Annotated in this window: 19 protein-coding genes; 6 read left to right on the forward strand and 13 right to left on the reverse strand. The window is 49.8% G+C overall.

Annotation, left to right across the window (positions count from 1 at the left end; genetic code table 11):
- Window positions 1-80: 80 nt before the first annotated feature.
- Window positions 81-1,157: a uroporphyrinogen decarboxylase gene (gene hemE / locus CWE23_RS11235; protein ID WP_126820307.1), complete on the reverse strand. Its 1,077-nt coding sequence runs from the start codon at window positions 1,155-1,157 to the stop codon at window positions 81-83.
- A gap of 44 nt (window positions 1,158-1,201) precedes the next feature.
- Window positions 1,202-2,008 carry an NAD(+) diphosphatase gene (nudC, locus tag CWE23_RS11240; protein ID WP_105307367.1) on the reverse strand — a complete coding sequence of 269 codons (807 nt, stop codon included), beginning with the start codon at window positions 2,006-2,008 and terminating at the stop codon, window positions 1,202-1,204.
- A 93-nt stretch (window positions 2,009-2,101) separates the two neighbouring features.
- Between nudC and rsd the strand changes: the two genes are divergently transcribed.
- Window positions 2,102-2,578 (forward strand): sigma D regulator, encoded by a 477-nt coding sequence (gene rsd, locus CWE23_RS11245; protein ID WP_105307368.1) that lies wholly within the window; start codon window positions 2,102-2,104, stop codon window positions 2,576-2,578.
- A 54-nt stretch (window positions 2,579-2,632) separates the two neighbouring features.
- On the opposite strand, the gene fkpA is transcribed toward rsd, so the two are convergent.
- Window positions 2,633-3,397, reverse strand: a complete 765-nt coding sequence (gene fkpA, locus CWE23_RS11250; protein ID WP_105307369.1) for an FKBP-type peptidyl-prolyl cis-trans isomerase — start codon at window positions 3,395-3,397, stop codon at window positions 2,633-2,635.
- 94 nt (window positions 3,398-3,491) lie between these two features.
- Here fkpA and CWE23_RS11255 point away from each other — a divergent pair, with 94 nt between their 5' ends.
- From CWE23_RS11255 to CWE23_RS11265, 3 genes are read left to right on the forward strand one after another with little or no spacing between them, the layout of a single operon-like run.
- Window positions 3,492-4,481, forward strand: a complete 990-nt coding sequence (locus CWE23_RS11255) for a WD40 repeat domain-containing protein (RefSeq protein WP_126820308.1) — start codon at window positions 3,492-3,494, stop codon at window positions 4,479-4,481.
- A 3-nt stretch (window positions 4,482-4,484) separates the two neighbouring features.
- Entirely contained in the window at window positions 4,485-4,715 is a 231-nt protein-coding gene (locus tag CWE23_RS11260) for a SlyX family protein (protein ID WP_105307371.1), read from the forward strand.
- A gap of 54 nt (window positions 4,716-4,769) precedes the next feature.
- Complete coding sequence (locus tag CWE23_RS11265) at window positions 4,770-5,669, forward strand: phosphoribulokinase (protein ID WP_105307372.1); 900 nt, start codon at window positions 4,770-4,772, stop codon at window positions 5,667-5,669.
- A 12-nt stretch (window positions 5,670-5,681) separates the two neighbouring features.
- On the opposite strand, the gene CWE23_RS11270 is transcribed toward CWE23_RS11265, so the two are convergent.
- The 10 genes from CWE23_RS11270 to rpe all read right to left on the reverse strand — a co-directional run bounded on the left by CWE23_RS11270 (window position 5,682) and on the right by rpe (window position 14,748).
- Window positions 5,682-6,542, reverse strand: a complete 861-nt coding sequence (locus CWE23_RS11270) for a 23S rRNA (adenine(2030)-N(6))-methyltransferase RlmJ (protein WP_105307373.1) — start codon at window positions 6,540-6,542, stop codon at window positions 5,682-5,684.
- Complete coding sequence (locus CWE23_RS11275) at window positions 6,539-6,958, reverse strand: OsmC family protein (protein WP_126820309.1); 420 nt, start codon at window positions 6,956-6,958, stop codon at window positions 6,539-6,541. The genes CWE23_RS11270 and CWE23_RS11275 overlap by 4 nt, the downstream gene beginning before the upstream one ends.
- 7 nt (window positions 6,959-6,965) lie before the next feature.
- A complete protein-coding gene (locus CWE23_RS11280) occupies window positions 6,966-7,307 on the reverse strand; it encodes a DUF3802 family protein (protein ID WP_105307375.1) in 342 nt (113 codons plus the stop codon).
- Window positions 7,308-7,319: 12 nt separating this feature from the next.
- Complete coding sequence (astD, locus tag CWE23_RS11285; RefSeq protein WP_105307376.1) at window positions 7,320-8,789, reverse strand: succinylglutamate-semialdehyde dehydrogenase; 1,470 nt, start codon at window positions 8,787-8,789, stop codon at window positions 7,320-7,322.
- A 15-nt stretch (window positions 8,790-8,804) separates the two neighbouring features.
- A complete protein-coding gene (gene astA, locus CWE23_RS11290) occupies window positions 8,805-9,827 on the reverse strand; it encodes an arginine N-succinyltransferase (RefSeq protein WP_126820310.1) in 1,023 nt (340 codons plus the stop codon).
- A gap of 12 nt (window positions 9,828-9,839) precedes the next feature.
- Window positions 9,840-11,045, reverse strand: coding sequence for an aspartate aminotransferase family protein (locus CWE23_RS11295; protein WP_105307822.1), 1,206 nt, complete (start codon window positions 11,043-11,045; stop codon window positions 9,840-9,842).
- Between the two features lie 234 nt (window positions 11,046-11,279).
- A complete protein-coding gene (locus tag CWE23_RS11300; protein WP_105307378.1) occupies window positions 11,280-12,455 on the reverse strand; it encodes an HDOD domain-containing protein in 1,176 nt (391 codons plus the stop codon).
- Between the two features lie 18 nt (window positions 12,456-12,473).
- Entirely contained in the window at window positions 12,474-13,055 is a 582-nt protein-coding gene (locus CWE23_RS11305) for an anthranilate synthase component II (RefSeq protein WP_126820311.1), read from the reverse strand.
- Window positions 13,056-13,061: 6 nt separating this feature from the next.
- Entirely contained in the window at window positions 13,062-14,069 is a 1,008-nt protein-coding gene (trpS, locus tag CWE23_RS11310; RefSeq protein WP_105307380.1) for a tryptophan--tRNA ligase, read from the reverse strand.
- 1 nt (window position 14,070) lies between these two features.
- Window positions 14,071-14,748 (reverse strand): ribulose-phosphate 3-epimerase, encoded by a 678-nt coding sequence (gene rpe / locus CWE23_RS11315; RefSeq protein WP_105307381.1) that lies wholly within the window; start codon window positions 14,746-14,748, stop codon window positions 14,071-14,073.
- A 145-nt stretch (window positions 14,749-14,893) separates the two neighbouring features.
- Between rpe and CWE23_RS11320 the strand changes: the two genes are divergently transcribed.
- Window positions 14,894-15,220 carry a hypothetical protein gene (locus tag CWE23_RS11320; protein ID WP_126820312.1) on the forward strand — a complete coding sequence of 109 codons (327 nt, stop codon included), beginning with the start codon at window positions 14,894-14,896 and terminating at the stop codon, window positions 15,218-15,220.
- The gene (locus CWE23_RS11325) at window positions 15,220-15,432 is read left to right on the forward strand and encodes a DUF2970 domain-containing protein (protein WP_105307383.1); all 213 of its coding nucleotides are present in this window, start codon (window positions 15,220-15,222) and stop codon (window positions 15,430-15,432) included. Before CWE23_RS11320 ends, CWE23_RS11325 begins: the two co-directional genes overlap by 1 nt.
- The last annotated feature ends 4 nt before the right edge of the window (window positions 15,433-15,436 follow it).

Genomic DNA, 15,436 nt, shown 5'->3' on the forward strand with positions numbered 1-15,436 from the left:
GGAAAACACCGCCACGGGGGCGGTGCATCTAACGAGGATAAGTGGGTATTAATCGCAAAAGTAAGTGTGCGTCAGACCCTTTAGTCCTGCTCATGGTAGCGCGGGCTATGCTTATGTATCGCTTCAATAAAGGCGCCGGCATGTTCCGGATCGACTTCCGGATGAATACCGTGACCAAGGTTGAACACGTGGCCAGTACCCTGACCATAACTGGCCAAAATGGTCTGCACTTCTTCCTCAATGCGGGTCGGGCTGGCGTAGAGCACACTCGGATCCATATTGCCTTGCAAGGCTACTTTACTACCGACACGTGCACGAGCGTCGCCCAAGTCGGTTGTCCAGTCAACGCCTAACCCATCGGCTCCGGTCGCTGCCATGGCTTCAAGCCACTGACCACCGTTCTTGGTAAACAAGGTGACCGGCACCTTGCGTCCCTCGGAGGTCTTGGTCAGGCCTGCAACAATCTTTTCCATATACGCCAGCGAGAACAATTTGTAGTCTCGTGGTGACAGTACCCCGCCCCAAGTATCAAACACCATGACGGCTTGTGCGCCGGCGTCAATTTGCGCGTTCAGGTAATCAATAACCGAGTCTGCTAACACCGTCAGTAACTTGTGCATTGCTTCTGGTTCGGCAAACATCAGACGCTTAACCTTGGAGAAATTCTTGGTGCTGCCGCCCTCAACCATGTATGTCGCCAGCGTCCAAGGACTGCCCGAAAAGCCAATCAGTGGCACCTTACCCTGCAACTCCTGACGAATTAAGCTAACCGCATCGGTCACGTATTTTAAGTCGCTGCCCATATCCGGCACACTTAAGCGCTCAATTTGCTCAATCGTTGTTACCGGTTTCGCAAACTTTGGACCTTCTCCGGTTTCAAAATACAATTCCAATCCCATAGCATCAGGAATGGTGAGGATGTCGCTAAACAGAATCGCCGCATCCAGATCGTAACGACGTAAGGGTTGTAAAGTAACTTCACATGCCAGTTCGGTATTGCGGCACAGCGACATAAAATCACCGGCTTGCGATCGCGTGGCTTTATACTCTGGTAAATACCGGCCTGCCTGACGCATCATCCACACGGGAGTGCGATCAACAGGTTGCTTTAGCAGGGCTCTTAAGTAACGATCGTTTTGTAACGCCGGTTTTTGCATGTGATTGATTCCATTAGCACAACAATAAAGCGGTGATTTTACCACTATTGCGAATCTTTGCCGATAGCCTTTTCTATTAAGGTTCGTGCGATCGTACCATGCGGGGGAATGGTTGGCAGTTGATCAAACGCAAACCAGTCACCGGTAACCAGTTCGTGCGGATCAATATGCAGATCGCCGGCCGCCCATTCGGCGGTGAAGCCCATCATTAGCGAATGGGGAAACGGCCATGGCTGGCTTAACTGATACTGGATATTTTTTACGGTAATACCAGCCTCTTCATGAACTTCCCGTTCAAGTGCCTGTTCAAGCGACTCACCCGCTTCTACGAAGCCCGCCAGAATGGAGTACATACCTTCTTTGTGACGTTTCCCTTGTGCCAACAATATACGGTCACCACGGGTAATCGCAACAATGACACAGGGCGACACGCGCGGATAACAGCGATGCTGACACTGATGACAATGCATCGCTAATTCCCAGTCGACGGCTTGCATGCGTGTGCCACAGCGGCCACAAAACCGATGGGTGCTCAGAAAATCACTAAACTGACGAGCGCGTCCCGCCAACGCGAACTTCTCCAGATCCTGAGTGTCGAGCAACGCTCGCAACGATTGGAAGCTACCATCCGCAAAGCTGTCATCAAGATAATCCGCTACCACCAGGTAACATGAACGCTCACGCAGTTCGCCAATAAACACGGTGGTGTAGTCGTTTAAATCAGGAAATGACATATCCTGTAGACAGCCAAAGGGTAAATCATTATCTTCAGTAACTAAGATCTGATCCGAACTGACCACGCACCACCAAGCCGGTTCGTCGTCAGCAGGTCGTGAATAAGGCTTTACCATTGGACTCTCCTATGATGAGATAAGAGCGATGACGACTTTTTACGTCATGTGAGAGTAGTGATTGTGACAGATAACGGATGTTCGGAGAAGCACATGTTAAGGAAAGGCGAACAAGCCCAGCGAAAATGGGGTGGAGCCAACGACAGTATTGACCAGTGGTTGACTGAACGTCAGGATCTGTTGGTCAATTACTTTAAACTTGCGGCGCTGCCGCCCTACGAAACCGTACGTAACGGCCTACCGGATATTTCCGACATCCGCGAATTTTGTGGCCAATTGGTGGATTACGTTTCCAGTGGCCATTTCGAGATATACGGCCAGTTAATCAAAGCCGGTAACGATAAACACATCAAGCTCGATGATTTGATGGATGACTTGTTTCCGCTTATTTCTGATACGACGGACATTGCCCTCGATTTTAATGACCATTATGGCGAGATCGATAACACCACCGAGCTGAACAAATTTGATCGCGACCTCTCAGCACTGGGGGAAGCACTTGAACTACGGATGGAATTTGAAGATCAGCTGCTCAATCATCTGCACGAGCATGAACTGATTAAAAGTTAAAAGCACGTATTAAAAAGCCGGCTCGAAGCCGGCTTTTTAGTGATTTAAGCACCATTAGTTATTTTGCTCGGTGCCGTCCGCATTCTCTGCTTCGTCGTTTTTCACATCAAGCAGCTCAACGGTAAAAATCAACGTTGAATTAGGTGGAATTTGACCGCCACCCACTTCACGGTCACCGTAAGCCAATTCAGCCGGTATCACGAAGCGATACTTCGCGCCTTCTTTCATTAGCTGCAGGCCTTCGGTCCAGCCTGGGATCACTCGGTTTAATGGGAACACGGTCGGTTCGCCACGCTCATAAGAGCTGTCAAATACTTCACCGTTAACCAAGGTACCTTCATAGTGAACTTCGACGGTATCGTCCGCCGCAGGGCTGACACCCGAGCCTTCTTCCAGCACTTCATACTGAAGTCCTGATTCCGTTACGGTTACGCCATCTTTCTTCGCATTTTCCTGCTGATAAGCCGTACCTTGCTCTGCCGCCTTGGTACCCAATACATTTTGACGTTGCTCCATAACCGTCGAACGGAGGTCATTCAGCAATTTCTCTGCTTCTTCCTCATTCAACTTCACTTCACCTTTCACCGCGTCAACAAAACCTGCAATCACCATGTTACGATCCAGCATAACTTCGGCTTCTTCTTGCTGGTCGAGGTTACGGCCAACAAAACGACCCACGGATGAGCCGAGCGCGTAGGCTTGTTTTTGTTCTTCGGTTTTTAGCTCTTCCTGACTGACTGGGTATTGCTCTTGCTGTGAGCAGGCCGCCAGCGCTAACGTCAGAGCAGACAGCGCTAAAGGCTTTATCACTCGATTCATGTTTTTCTCCAATTTGGTCCCGTATTGCTACGGACTATGCCATAATTCCTAAATGAGGTCAGCACCATACTACACAACCACAGGAAGCTTGCCCATGACTTTTCGCGACAAACTCTACCTTGTGGCCCTGGCTTTAGTTGTGACAGGCTGCAGCCCGGCACCGGATAAAGTGCATCAAAAAATTCATGCACAACAGGGAACCTATGTCGCTGATATAGCAGATGATGGCTCCTTCAGTGTCGTGTCGACCAATGAGAATGGTATCTTACTTTGGCCACGCTATGCGAATGATGCCAAATTTCAATGGCAACATGATGACCAGACCTCCCAAATTATCGCGGTAGACGCAAGCTTTGATGGCAGTGTTGTCGCCACCTCGACCCGGGTGGAGTTCGCGTTGTGGGACGCAAAAAGTGGCGAGAACCTTGGCTTTTGGAAAATCGGCAGTGGTGGTATTCAGGACGTTGCAGTAAGTAACGGCGGTTCAACCATCGTTTTAGCAAAGCGGGATGGTACGCAAATCGCCTTTAATCCGAGCTCAGGTCGGCGTATCGAATTTTACGGTCATACCGAGCGCGTCAATGTCGTGGATATCTCTGCAAATGGTTTTTACGTACTCAGCGGCAGTAATGACGCATCGGCCATTTTGTGGGATACCCGCAGCGGCCAAATTGTCCACAAGTGGGAACATAAAAACCGCGTAACTCAGGTAGCTCTTCACCCTAACGCAAAGTATGTATTCACTTCCGGAAGTACCGATAACGCCAAAATCTGGCAGTTGCCCGACGGCAGTGAGTACAGCCGGCTGCAATTTATTGATCGACAAAAAATCTTCAGCAGCGCGCGCTTTAATCAAGATGGCAGCGTGCTGATAACAGGTGCACCTTCACGCCGAATCACACTGTGGGACACCCAAACCGGCAAGTCACTGAAACACTGGAATGTGGGTTTGGTCGAAGAACGTAACCCCAATAGCGCCGTCGTATTGGCGGTACATTTTTATGACAATGAAAACATCGTTCTGAGCGAGAGCTCAGCCGGGCTGGCCGAATGGTGGCAACTTGAATCAAATTGGAATGAGTAAGTAATGACCGATATCCACGAACTTCTCTCACGTCTAGAGAGTTTAGAAACGCAGCTAGCTTTTCAGGAAGATACCATCGAATCCTTAAACCAGTTGGTAACTAAACAAAATAATGAATTGAAGACAATGAGCGAGCGCATGCGCTGGCTCGGCCGTAAACTGAATCAGTTGCAAAATAATGAGTCAGGGCCTGATGCCGACCCAAGTCAGGAACCGCCTCCACCGCATTATTGAAACAACGACGTCTGTCATGTATAACAGATGTTCACTTTTTGTTAATGGAACATTATGTCTGCAAAGCACCCCATTATTGCGGTGACCGGTTCTTCCGGCGCCGGCACAACCACGACCGGACAGGCAGTTCGCCACATCTTCCGGTCGCTGGAGATTGCCGCCGCCTTCGTTGAAGGCGATAGCTTTCACCGATACTCGCGCCCCGAGATGGAGCTCGAGATCCGTAAAGCGCAGGAACAGGGTAAGCACATCAGTTATTTCGGTCAGGAGGCCAACGACTTCGAGCGTTTGCAGGAGCTGTTTCGTTGCTATGGCAAATCTGGGCAAGGGCAAATCCGCCGATACTTGCACACCTTCGACGATGCCGTGCCCTACAACCAAATGCCGGGTACTTTTACCCCTTGGGAAGATTTACCCAGCGATACCGACGTGTTGTTTTATGAAGGCTTGCATGGCGGTGTTTCCGGTGAAGGTTATGATGTTGCACAGCACGTCGATTTGTTGATTGGCATGGTTCCCATTGTAAACCTGGAATGGATTCAGAAACTCATCCGCGATACTCAGGATCGGGGCCACTCACGTGAAGCCGTCACCACCAGTATTGTGCGCAGTATGGAAGATTACATTCACCATATCGTGCCGCAGTTCTCCAGAACACACATCAACTTTCAACGGGTACCGACGGTAGATACGTCCAACCCATTCAGTGCCAAAGACATTCCCTCACTTGATGAAAGCTTCGTCGTGATCCGCTTTCGCGGTATCAAAAACGTTGACTTCCCCTATTACCTGCAAATGATTGAGGGCTCTTTTATGTCGCGCACGAATACCTTGGTGGTGCCCGGCGGTAAAATGGCGCTGGCCATGGAGCTCATTCTAACGCCATTGATCGAACAGATTATGGAGCGGAAACTCAAAGCCAGAACCCAGCTTGACTGGATCAGCTCCAAATAAGCTCCAATGCCGTCAGGATTCTGCGACCAGCCACCGATAATCGCTGCTGGCACCGTCACTCTGAGCCAGTAGCCGCGTCAGATAAGGCAGGATTTCGTTGAGTTCGTTAACCATGCCAAAGGGTGGGTTAATCCAGACAAAACCGCAGCCACTTAGGCCTTTCGCTTCATCCGCTGAACGAATCATCAGTTCTATCGCTAATGTTTTCGGCACATCCGGTATGGCAGCGACCGCATCATAGAAAGCGGCGATTTTGACCGGATCTTTGATGGGAAACCACACCGCATAACTGCCGGTCTGCCAACGCTTTAAACCTTGCTCAAGCGCCGTAGTTACCTGATCGAACTCATCGACTTGTTCAAACGGCGGATCAATCAACACCAGTCCGCGTTTCTCATTCGGCGGTAGCTTTGCACTCAGCGCTTGGTAGCCATTTTGGGGCGCCAGAATTTGTAATTTCTTACTATCACCCAAGGTCACTAAGTTTTTGCGCAGGGTGACCGCATCCTGCTGATGCAGTTCACACACCACAAGCCGATCTTGAGTTCGCATCAATGCATGAGCAAGCCAGGGTGAGCCCGGATAATGAGCGGGGTCTGCCGAGCCATTATTCAGCGCATTCACGCAAGCAACGTAGTCGTCTGTAAATGCCGGGCGATGGTCGTCAGCGAGCAAGCGACCGATGCCGTCGCGGTATTCATTGGTTTTTTGCGCTTCTTCCGTGGCAAAATCATAACGGCCAATACCACCATGAGTGTCCAGCACCAGGTAAGGCTTGGCTTTCTGATTTAAATAGCTAATTGCGCGGGTTAGCAACAGATGTTTGAAAACGTCGGCAAAGTTACCGGCATGATAAATATGGCGATAATTCATGCGGCACGAATGACATAACTGTGTGTCATTGCAACACTTGCTTCTAGCATTTTGGCGACGGAACAATACTTATCGGCTGACAGCGCAACCGCGCGTTCAACGTGCTTTTCTGCGACATCGTGTCCGGTCACTATAAATTCCAGGTGTATCGCTTTAAACACATTCGGTGTTGCACCAACACGCTCACCTGTAACGGTGCATTCACAGCGCACCACCTTTTGGCGGGCTTTTTCAAGGATACTGACCACGTCAACCGAGGCGCAACTGCCCGCTGCCATCAGTATCATTTCCATTGGGCTGGGCGCTGTTCCCGGACTGTTGCCGTCCAACACCGTTTGGTGTCCGCTGCCGGATTCGGCGACGAAGGTAAGCCCATCAACCCACTTTACCGAGGCTGTTAAACGATTGTCTGCCATGGGAACCCTAACTGTTTAATTTCTGATCAAAAAGATTTTTCACGAGTCCGACGAATTCAACCACAAATTCCTCTTGCTCGGTGGTGGGATGATTGTTGAGGACACTCGACAGGACTTCCTCTAAATCATACATGATGGCATCTGCCTCACGAACGATATCAAGCCGTGTTTCCTGCTCCAACTGGTTCTGCTCAAACACCGTGATCATGCTTTCGCCCAGCTTTTCTTCAAGCAGTTCGCGCAGGGTATAATCCGCGGTAGACGTAGTACCGGTATTCTGCGCAAACAGCGGTAGCTGGCCCGTTAAATACTGGACCAGCTCAATATACCCGTCGGTGTCAACAATCATAAAAGGCCTTGATTAAAATTTTAATCCCGGCGCCAGGCTCTCGGGCATTGTCATGCTCGATGCTTCAACGGATGCGACCGGATACGAGCAGTAGTCAGCCGCGTAATAGGCACTGGCGCGGTGGTTACCACTCGCTCCGATACCACCAAACGGGGCAGCACTGCTGGCTCCTGTAATCGGTTTATTCCAGTTCACAATACCTGCCCGGATGTGCTTGAAGAAGTAACGATAGGTTGCCTCATCATCACACAAAATGCCTGCAGATAAGCCATAGCGCGTGTTATTTGCTTCTTTAATCGCCTCATCCAGTGATGAAAAGCGATAAACTTTTAGCAATGGTCCAAAATATTCTTCATCCGGAATATTTTCAACACCCGTAACGTCAACGATACCTGGTGTGACAAATCCAGTTTGCGGATCCCGGTGCGTCAACTTAACCAATGACTTACCGCCTAACCGCAACAACTCACTTTGTGCATCGGCCATTCCAGCAGCAGCTTTAGCTGAAATCATGGCACCCATAAAGGGTTGTGGATCAGCCTCGTAGTCATCAACCACAATATTCTTGGTGACTTCCACCAAACGATCGAGTACCGCCTGACCTTTTTCGCCGGCTTCGATAAACAGACGGCGCGCACAGGTACAACGCTGACCTGAGGTAATATACGCAGATTGCACGATATTGTGTACCGCGGCATCGACATCCGACACATTGGTTACGATGAGTGGGTTATTACCGCCCATTTCCAACGCCAGAATTTTGTCCGGGCGGCCGCCAAACTGTTTATGCAACAAATGCCCGGTATTGGACGAGCCGGTAAAGTACAGCCCATCAATTTGCGGGTGCACGGACAATGCCTTACCGGTTTCAACTTCACCCTGCACCAAGTTTAAAACGCCAGCAGGAATACCCGCTTTTTCCCAGAGTTTAACGCTGAATTCAGCCACTTTTGGGGTCAGCTCTGACGGCTTAAATACCACGGTATTACCGGCGATCAGTGCTGGCACAATGTGTCCGTTGGGTAAGTGACCAGGGAAGTTGTAAGGACCATACACTGCAACGACACCGTGTGGCTTATGACGAATAAAGGCTTTCGCACCAGGCATATCATTCTCAACCGTGCCGGTGCGTTCATGATACGCTTTTTCAGAAATTGCGACTTTGCCGATCATAGCGCCCACTTCGGTGCGTGTTTCCCAAATCGGTTTGCCCGTCTCTTCTGCCATCGTGCGCGCGAGAGCTTCCTTGTTTTCGCCAAGTAGCTCTGAAAAGCGTTTACAAATCGCCAGGCGTTCGTCAAAACTGCGCTGTGACCATTCAGGGAACGCTTTGCGCGCCGCCATAACCGCAGCGTCCACTTGGCTCTCGTCAGCCGCCTCGCCAGACCAAACGACTTCGTTACGAGCCGGGTCAATCGATTTAAACAATTTGCCTTTACCGGCAGCCCAGCTGCCGTCAATAAACTGTACACTGGAACTCATAAAATGAATCTCCTGTTACATGGCCACGATGCGTGCATCGTCGCCTTGTTCTAATTGTAAATGCTGTGCCTGTTCTGCGGTAACTTGTAGCGTTTCAGCGCCGGGCTGACACATAAGCTGCGCCGCACGGAAGTGTTCAAGCTGTGTATTACAGACAATATGCGGCTCTAAACCTTGCTCGGGTAGCCGCGCGACAATTTCAACCGGTACCAGCCTGCTATTGCGCACACTTTTTAGGTTACACACTTCAGCTTCTACCGTAGGTCCGGCGTCAAAAATGTCGACAAAACCTCGGAAACGTAATCCTTCCGCCTCCAGTAACCGCAGTGCCGGACGTGTATTGTCATGCACCTTACCAATAACCGCACGTGCCTCATCCGACAGCAACGCCGTATAAATCGGAAAACGTGGCATCAACTCGGCAATAAAGGTCTTGTCGCCGACACCACTGAGGTAATCAGCTTTTGGAAAGTCCATCGAAAAGAAGTGCTGCTCCAACCACTGCCAAAACGGCGAGTCACCATTTTCGTCAGAAACACCGCGCATTTCAGCAATAACCCAATCACTGAAACGTTGTTTAAACTGCGCCAGGAACAACATCCGAAAACGCGATAACGTACGCCCATTCATACTATGACGATAGGGTTCGCGTAAAAACAGCGTGCATAATTCCGATACGCCAGTGTAGTCATTACACAACGTCAACGTTTCTAAGGAATTATAAATATTCAGCTTTTCCGAGTGGTGAACGGCTTTACCCAATCGATAATGCCAAAACGCTTCGGTTAGGCCGACTGCTGCTTCGATCCCACTCACGCCCGCAATTTCACCGGACTCGGTGTCTTCCATCACAAATAAGTAACTTTCATCGCCCGGTGTTACCACGTCTTTTTTGGTAAACGCCTGCTTGGCTCGAGCGATTCTTCGCTCGAGCAAGGCTTGATCTACCGGCAGCGAGGTAAAGCCATGGCCTGATTCTACGGCGCAGCTGTATAGCGCCTCATAATCAGCTGACTCAATCGGTCGGATCAGCAACATAGCTCAGCTCCTTTATTCGCCGATGACTTGCGCGACCGCTTTCTCAAAGCGCTGAAGACCTTCTTTGATGTCTTCTTCCGGAATGATCAACGATGGTGTCAAACGAATAACGTTCGCACCGGCAACCAGAACCATCACACCGTGTTCCTGTCCTGCCAGTAAAAAGTCACGCGCACGGCCTTCAAATTTGTCGCTCAGCTCAGCGCCCAGCAGGCAGCCTTTACCGCGCACGTCTTTAAAAACACCGTACTTTTCACCGATCGCCGTTAACTGTTCTTTCATCCATTGCTCGCGTTGTTTGACGCCATTGAGCACCTGTTCGGTGTTAACCACATCCAACACTGCTTCCGACACCGCACAAGCCAATGGGTTACCACCGTAAGTGCTGCCGTGGGTACCCGGCTTCAAGTGCTCTGCAATTGCCTCAGTTGTCAGCATGGCACCAATCGGGAATCCACCACCGAGCGATTTTGCACTGGTCAAAATATCCGGCGTCACACCCAATTGCTCGTAGGCATATAACGTACCGGTGCGACCAAAGCCGGTCTGAACTTCGTCAAAAATCAATAGCGCATTATGTTGGTCACAGAGTTCACGAACGGCTTTTACAAAGTCCATATCCGGAGGCACTACACCGCCTTCACCTTGTAATGGTTCCATCATGACGGCGCAGGTCTTGTCAGAAATCAACGCTTTCAGTGCGTCGATGTCATTGTAAGGGACATGATCGATAGCGCCTGGCTTTGGACCGAAACCTTCTGAATAGGCCGGCTGCCCGCCAACGGTAACGGTGAAGAAAGTGCGGCCATGGAAGCCTTTGCTAAACGCAATGATCTGTTGCTTATCTTCGCCATGAACATCCAACGCCCAGCGACGAGCCAGTTTTAATGCCGCTTCATTGGCTTCTGCTCCCGAATTGGCGTAATAAACGCGGTCGGCAAAGGTTGCTTCCGTCAGTTTCTTTGCCAGACGAATAGCAGGCTCGTTGGTAAATACGTTACTCAGGTGCCAAAGCTTCTTACTTTGTTCATGCAATGCAGACACCATTGCCGGGTGACAATGACCCAAACAATTTACCGCGATACCACCGGCAAAATCGATGTATTCTTTACCTTCCTGGTCCCAGACACGTGATCCTTCACCTTTCACTGGAATCATACTTGCCGGGTTATAGTTAGGCACCATAACTTCATTAAACAAGTCACGGGTGACTGAAATTGCGTTGTGGTTGTCGGCCATTGCTCACTTCCTTATCGCTTGTGCGAATTAATTGATAAGAGTCATGGATTAATAGAGTAGCCCGTAATTATGCCAAATTTTAATCAGTTTGTCTGTTTTAATTAGGCGCTGACGCCAGACTATGCGCGGCCTCGGGCGTTTTTTCAAAAGAACGGAATAACTATTCAGCCATGCGCCATTACGGCGCATGATTAGTCATAAACAGAAGGGAACTTATTCAGGAACAATCACTTTGGGACGTTTTAAATTAACATTATTCAGCGTTTTGACGCGCTCGGCACCAATGTCGTGTTTCTTCAGTAAGATCAAACCTTCTTCAACCGAAGCAAGATCAACCTCGCGTAATAAACGAAACTCACAAAACGCGTTAGCCTGACCCAACACACGGGCATAATCGGTGTAATCGTCCTGCGTCTTCGCCTGGGTGAAACTCAACAGGTGCTGGCTTATCGGAACTCGTTGTAAGCCCCAGCCCTCAGCCACCAAGTAGCTCACTTTCTTATCTTGCTCGAGCATTAAATTACGTAAAAAACGTTCATCCGGTTTCAACTCGACCAGGGCATTGTGTTTATCAGGCGTACTGTCCTTGATTGACTTCATCGCCATTTCGCGTTGAGTGTCATCAAATACCCGCAAATACAATTTGGTGAGTGCAATTTTACCCAGTTCATGGAACATCCCCAGGGTGTACGCCAGTACCGGATCTTTCAGGCCGTCTTGAGTCGCAATTTCATGCGCAAGAATGGCTGTGCCTAAACTGTGATCCCAGATCTTCCGGCGGAATAACGTAAACGGGTGGGTTGATGGCGGCAACCAATATTGCATCACGTACGCGGGCGTTAGAATTCTTAGATTCTCCGGCCCCATAAAGCTCATTGCGGTGCGCAAATTTTCTACTTTAACTTGCTTTTGTTTACGCCGTTTGTCGATAAAAGGCGGTTGGTTAACCGTTTTTAAAACGCCGTTATGGAACCAGTCGAGTCCCTGTACGACGTTTTCGATGCGCCGCATTGACGCCGCCTTAGTGCTGAGAATATCCAGTAATTCGGGCAGTTGTTCAGGAAGCGGAATTAACCGTTCACGCACGTAAGTGGCGTCCTCAATACGCTCCAATATACGGTGGTAAATGGCTTCATGAAGCTCGTCGGAAACGCGATCGGCGTAACGTTGGCGTGCCTGCTTAAGACGTTCCCGTTCATCATGATTAATCTGCTCAACCTGCAACAAGCGTCGCCGCTGTTCCTGCTTTTCCTCTTCCTTGCCGTCCGCTTTATCGCGGCCTTTGCGGGCAAAAGGCAGACTGATCAGATAGTTGATGAAGCGTTTTTCAAGCCGGATGGCAGGATCTTTGCTGCCCCCTTCTGTTGATACTGCAAAAAAATCGTACATTTACGCGTGACGCTCCCGCTAATTCCGTGTTTCGAGAAAATTTTGCAACAATTGATGCCCTGCCTCTGTCATGACTGATTCGGGATGAAACTGCACACCGTATAACGGCAACTCGGTATGACGAATTGCCATGATTTCCCGACCGAACTGCATGCTATCAACCCAAGCATCGACGCTAAAACAGCTAGGCAGTGACGATGGTTCAACCACCAGCGAATGATAGCGCGTGACCGTCAGCGGCGCCGGCAAATTGTTAAATAGTCCTTTAGATGTATGCGTTACCCGTGATGTTTTACCATGCATCACACGCTTTGCTCTAACAACCTCGGCACCAAATACTTGTGCCAGAGCCTGATGACCGAGACACACGCCTAAAATTGGCAGCTTCCCGGCAAAAGCTTCGATAGCCGCCAATGAAACGCCCGAATCGTTGGGCGTGCAGGGACCCGGCGATATCACCAACGCGGTCATAGCCAGATTCTGCAACTGCGACACCGTCACTTGGTCATTACGATACACCACAACCTGCTCACCGAGTTCTCTAAAGTAGCGAGCCAGGTTGTGTGAAAACGAATCGTAATTATCAATTAACACCAACATGGTGTATTAGCCCGGGTAGGGGACAAAGCCTACGGCTTTATAGACCTCTGCCAACGTTGTGGCCGCTTTGGCACGTGCTTTATCCGCACCTTGCTTCATCACTTGTTGCAGAAACGCCGGATCGTTACGCATCTCCTGATAGCGCTGCTGGATAGGTTCAAGCATCGCCACAACAGCGTCCGCAACATCCGTCTTCAAGTGGCCGTACATTTTATCTTCGTACTCCGGCACAAGCTCGTCAATTGCTCGTCCACTCGCCGCCGACAAGATACTCAACAGGTTGGAGACTCCTGCTTTTTCCGCAGGATCAAAATAAATTCTAGCCTGTTCATCAGAGTCAGTTACCGCACGCTTTATCTTCTTCGCGATCTTTTTCGGATCTTCCAGCAGACCTACATAGTTATTAGGGTTATCGTCCGATTTCGACATTTTTTTAGTGGGATCCTGCAACGACATCACCCGCGCGCCGACTTTCGGAATCATTGGCTCAGGTACGGTAAATACCTCGCCGTATAAATTGTTAAACCGCTCTGCAACATTACGCGCTAGCTCCAGGTGCTGCTTCTGATCATCACCAACCGGAACTTCGTTCGCCTGATAAATCAGAATGTCCGCCGCCATCAGCGCAGGGTAGGTAAACAGACCTGCATTGATGTTGCCCGAATGACGCTGGGATTTGTCTTTAAACTGCGTCATCCGGTTCAGCTCACCCATTTGCGTGTAGCAGTTGAGTACCCAGGCGAGTTCAGCGTGCTCGGGTACGTGCGACTGAATGAACAAGGTGCTTTTATCCGGGTCAAGTCCGCAAGCCAGGTACAAGGCAAGGCCATCCAGAGTGGCTTCAGTCAGCTTTTGTGGTTCCTGGCGCACCGTTATGGCGTGTAAATCAACCAACATGAATTTGCAGTCGTGCGTATCCTGCATTTTCACCCAGTTACTGATTGCACCAATATAGTTACCGATTGAAAGCTGCCCTGAGGGCTGACATCCACTGAGTACTACGGGTTTTGACATCTTAGTTTCCTGAACTTGACTGAGAAATTTTTTGACGCATTTGTTGAATCACGTCAGCATAATTCGGTTGATTAAAAATTGCGGAGCCCGCCACAAACATGTCGGCACCCGCTGCAGCAATTTCGCCGATGTTATTGACGTTAACCCCACCATCGACTTCCAGACGAATATCGCGGCCACTGGCATCAATACGTTGACGCACCTGACGGAGCTTATCCAGCGTTGACGGAATGAACGACTGCCCGCCAAAGCCCGGGTTCACCGACATCAGCAGGATCACATCCAGCTTATCCATCACATGATCGAGATAGTGCAAGGGTGTCGCTGGGTTGAACACCAACCCTGCCTGACATCCGTGCTCGCGGATCGTTTGCAAGGTTCTGTCGATGTGCTCTGACGCTTCCGGATGAAACGTAATAATGGACGCCCCGGCATCGGCAAAGTCAGGGATGATACGATCCACCGGTTTTACCATTAAATGTACGTCTATGGGCGCCGTGATGCCGTAATCCCGAAGCGCTTTACACACCATCGGGCCGATGGTTAAATTTGGCACGTAGTGATTATCCATCACATCAAAGTGAATAACGTCAGCCCCGGCATCTAACACCGCGCTTACTTCTTCACCTAAACGGGCGAAGTCGGCGGATAAAATTGATGGCGCAATCCATGGTTGCATGCTCATGCCTCTTCGGTAACCTTCCTAAAAATTGTGCGCGGATTATAGCAGGTAAACTGCGACAAAAAAATTTCTCTTAAATTGCTAGTAATTGTAACAAATCGCTGATAAATTAATCAGCACTAGACACAGGAGAAAGATAGCGATGTCTACTACGATAAAAACCATAACAATCACGAGCGCCGCGCTAAGCCTTGCTGCAGCCGGATTTTTGTTGTGGGCGCCAGCTTCTCCAGTGACCTCCGTCAGTAATTCTACACAGCAATGTGAGAAGTTATTGTCATCCTCTGAAACGCAACATACCGCGGCACAATGCCAAGCGCCATCAAACCAGGTGACTTGGAGTAATTGGGCTAAGGGTGAAAGTCGTTCTGCACAATTTCACTTTATTGATTTGTTTGAGTTGCTGTTCAGCAGTTCAGACTCTGCCAAAAAATCGACCGAACGTTTTAATCAACAATCGTCTCTGTGATGTCTGAGCGGAAGTCACGCCCCGGGATCATCAGCGCAATATTGAGTGTTATTGCCGCCTTTTTTGGGGTGCAGAGTGAGTCCAATCGCCAACGCGACTTTCAGCATGGAAACCCACTGATCTACATCGTTATTGGCGTGGTTCTGGCCGTTATTATGGTGTTGGGACTGGTCGGCATCGTCAATTGGGTGCTTGCCGCCAGCCCCAGTTAGGATC

This window comes from Idiomarina aquatica (assembly GCF_003987185.1).
Lineage (GTDB): Bacteria > Pseudomonadota > Gammaproteobacteria > Enterobacterales > Alteromonadaceae > Idiomarina > Idiomarina aquatica.

Coding starts and splice junctions, on each gene's coding strand:
- CWE23_RS11255 (WP_126820308.1), top strand. CDS start 3,492: ATGACTTTTCGCGACAAACTCTACCTTGTGGCCCTGGCTTTAGTTGTG.
- nudC (WP_105307367.1), bottom strand. CDS start 2,008: ATGGTAAAGCCTTATTCACGACCTGCTGACGACGAACCGGCTTGGTGG.
- CWE23_RS11260 (WP_105307371.1), top strand. CDS start 4,485: ATGACCGATATCCACGAACTTCTCTCACGTCTAGAGAGTTTAGAAACG.
- CWE23_RS11305 (WP_126820311.1), bottom strand. CDS start 13,055: ATGTTGGTGTTAATTGATAATTACGATTCGTTTTCACACAACCTGGCT.
- CWE23_RS11325 (WP_105307383.1), top strand. CDS start 15,220: ATGTCTGAGCGGAAGTCACGCCCCGGGATCATCAGCGCAATATTGAGT.
- CWE23_RS11300 (WP_105307378.1), bottom strand. CDS start 12,455: ATGTACGATTTTTTTGCAGTATCAACAGAAGGGGGCAGCAAAGATCCT.
- CWE23_RS11275 (WP_126820309.1), bottom strand. CDS start 6,958: ATGGCAGACAATCGTTTAACAGCCTCGGTAAAGTGGGTTGATGGGCTT.
- hemE (WP_126820307.1), bottom strand. CDS start 1,157: ATGCAAAAACCGGCGTTACAAAACGATCGTTACTTAAGAGCCCTGCTA.
- trpS (WP_105307380.1), bottom strand. CDS start 14,069: ATGTCAAAACCCGTAGTACTCAGTGGATGTCAGCCCTCAGGGCAGCTT.
- CWE23_RS11320 (WP_126820312.1), top strand. CDS start 14,894: ATGTCTACTACGATAAAAACCATAACAATCACGAGCGCCGCGCTAAGC.
- fkpA (WP_105307369.1), bottom strand. CDS start 3,397: ATGAATCGAGTGATAAAGCCTTTAGCGCTGTCTGCTCTGACGTTAGCG.
- CWE23_RS11280 (WP_105307375.1), bottom strand. CDS start 7,307: ATGATTGTTGACACCGACGGGTATATTGAGCTGGTCCAGTATTTAACG.
- rsd (WP_105307368.1), top strand. CDS start 2,102: ATGTTAAGGAAAGGCGAACAAGCCCAGCGAAAATGGGGTGGAGCCAAC.
- CWE23_RS11270 (WP_105307373.1), bottom strand. CDS start 6,542: ATGAATTATCGCCATATTTATCATGCCGGTAACTTTGCCGACGTTTTC.
- astD (WP_105307376.1), bottom strand. CDS start 8,789: ATGAGTTCCAGTGTACAGTTTATTGACGGCAGCTGGGCTGCCGGTAAA.
- astA (WP_126820310.1), bottom strand. CDS start 9,827: ATGTTGCTGATCCGACCGATTGAGTCAGCTGATTATGAGGCGCTATAC.
- rpe (WP_105307381.1), bottom strand. CDS start 14,748: ATGCAACCATGGATTGCGCCATCAATTTTATCCGCCGACTTCGCCCGT.
- CWE23_RS11265 (WP_105307372.1), top strand. CDS start 4,770: ATGTCTGCAAAGCACCCCATTATTGCGGTGACCGGTTCTTCCGGCGCC.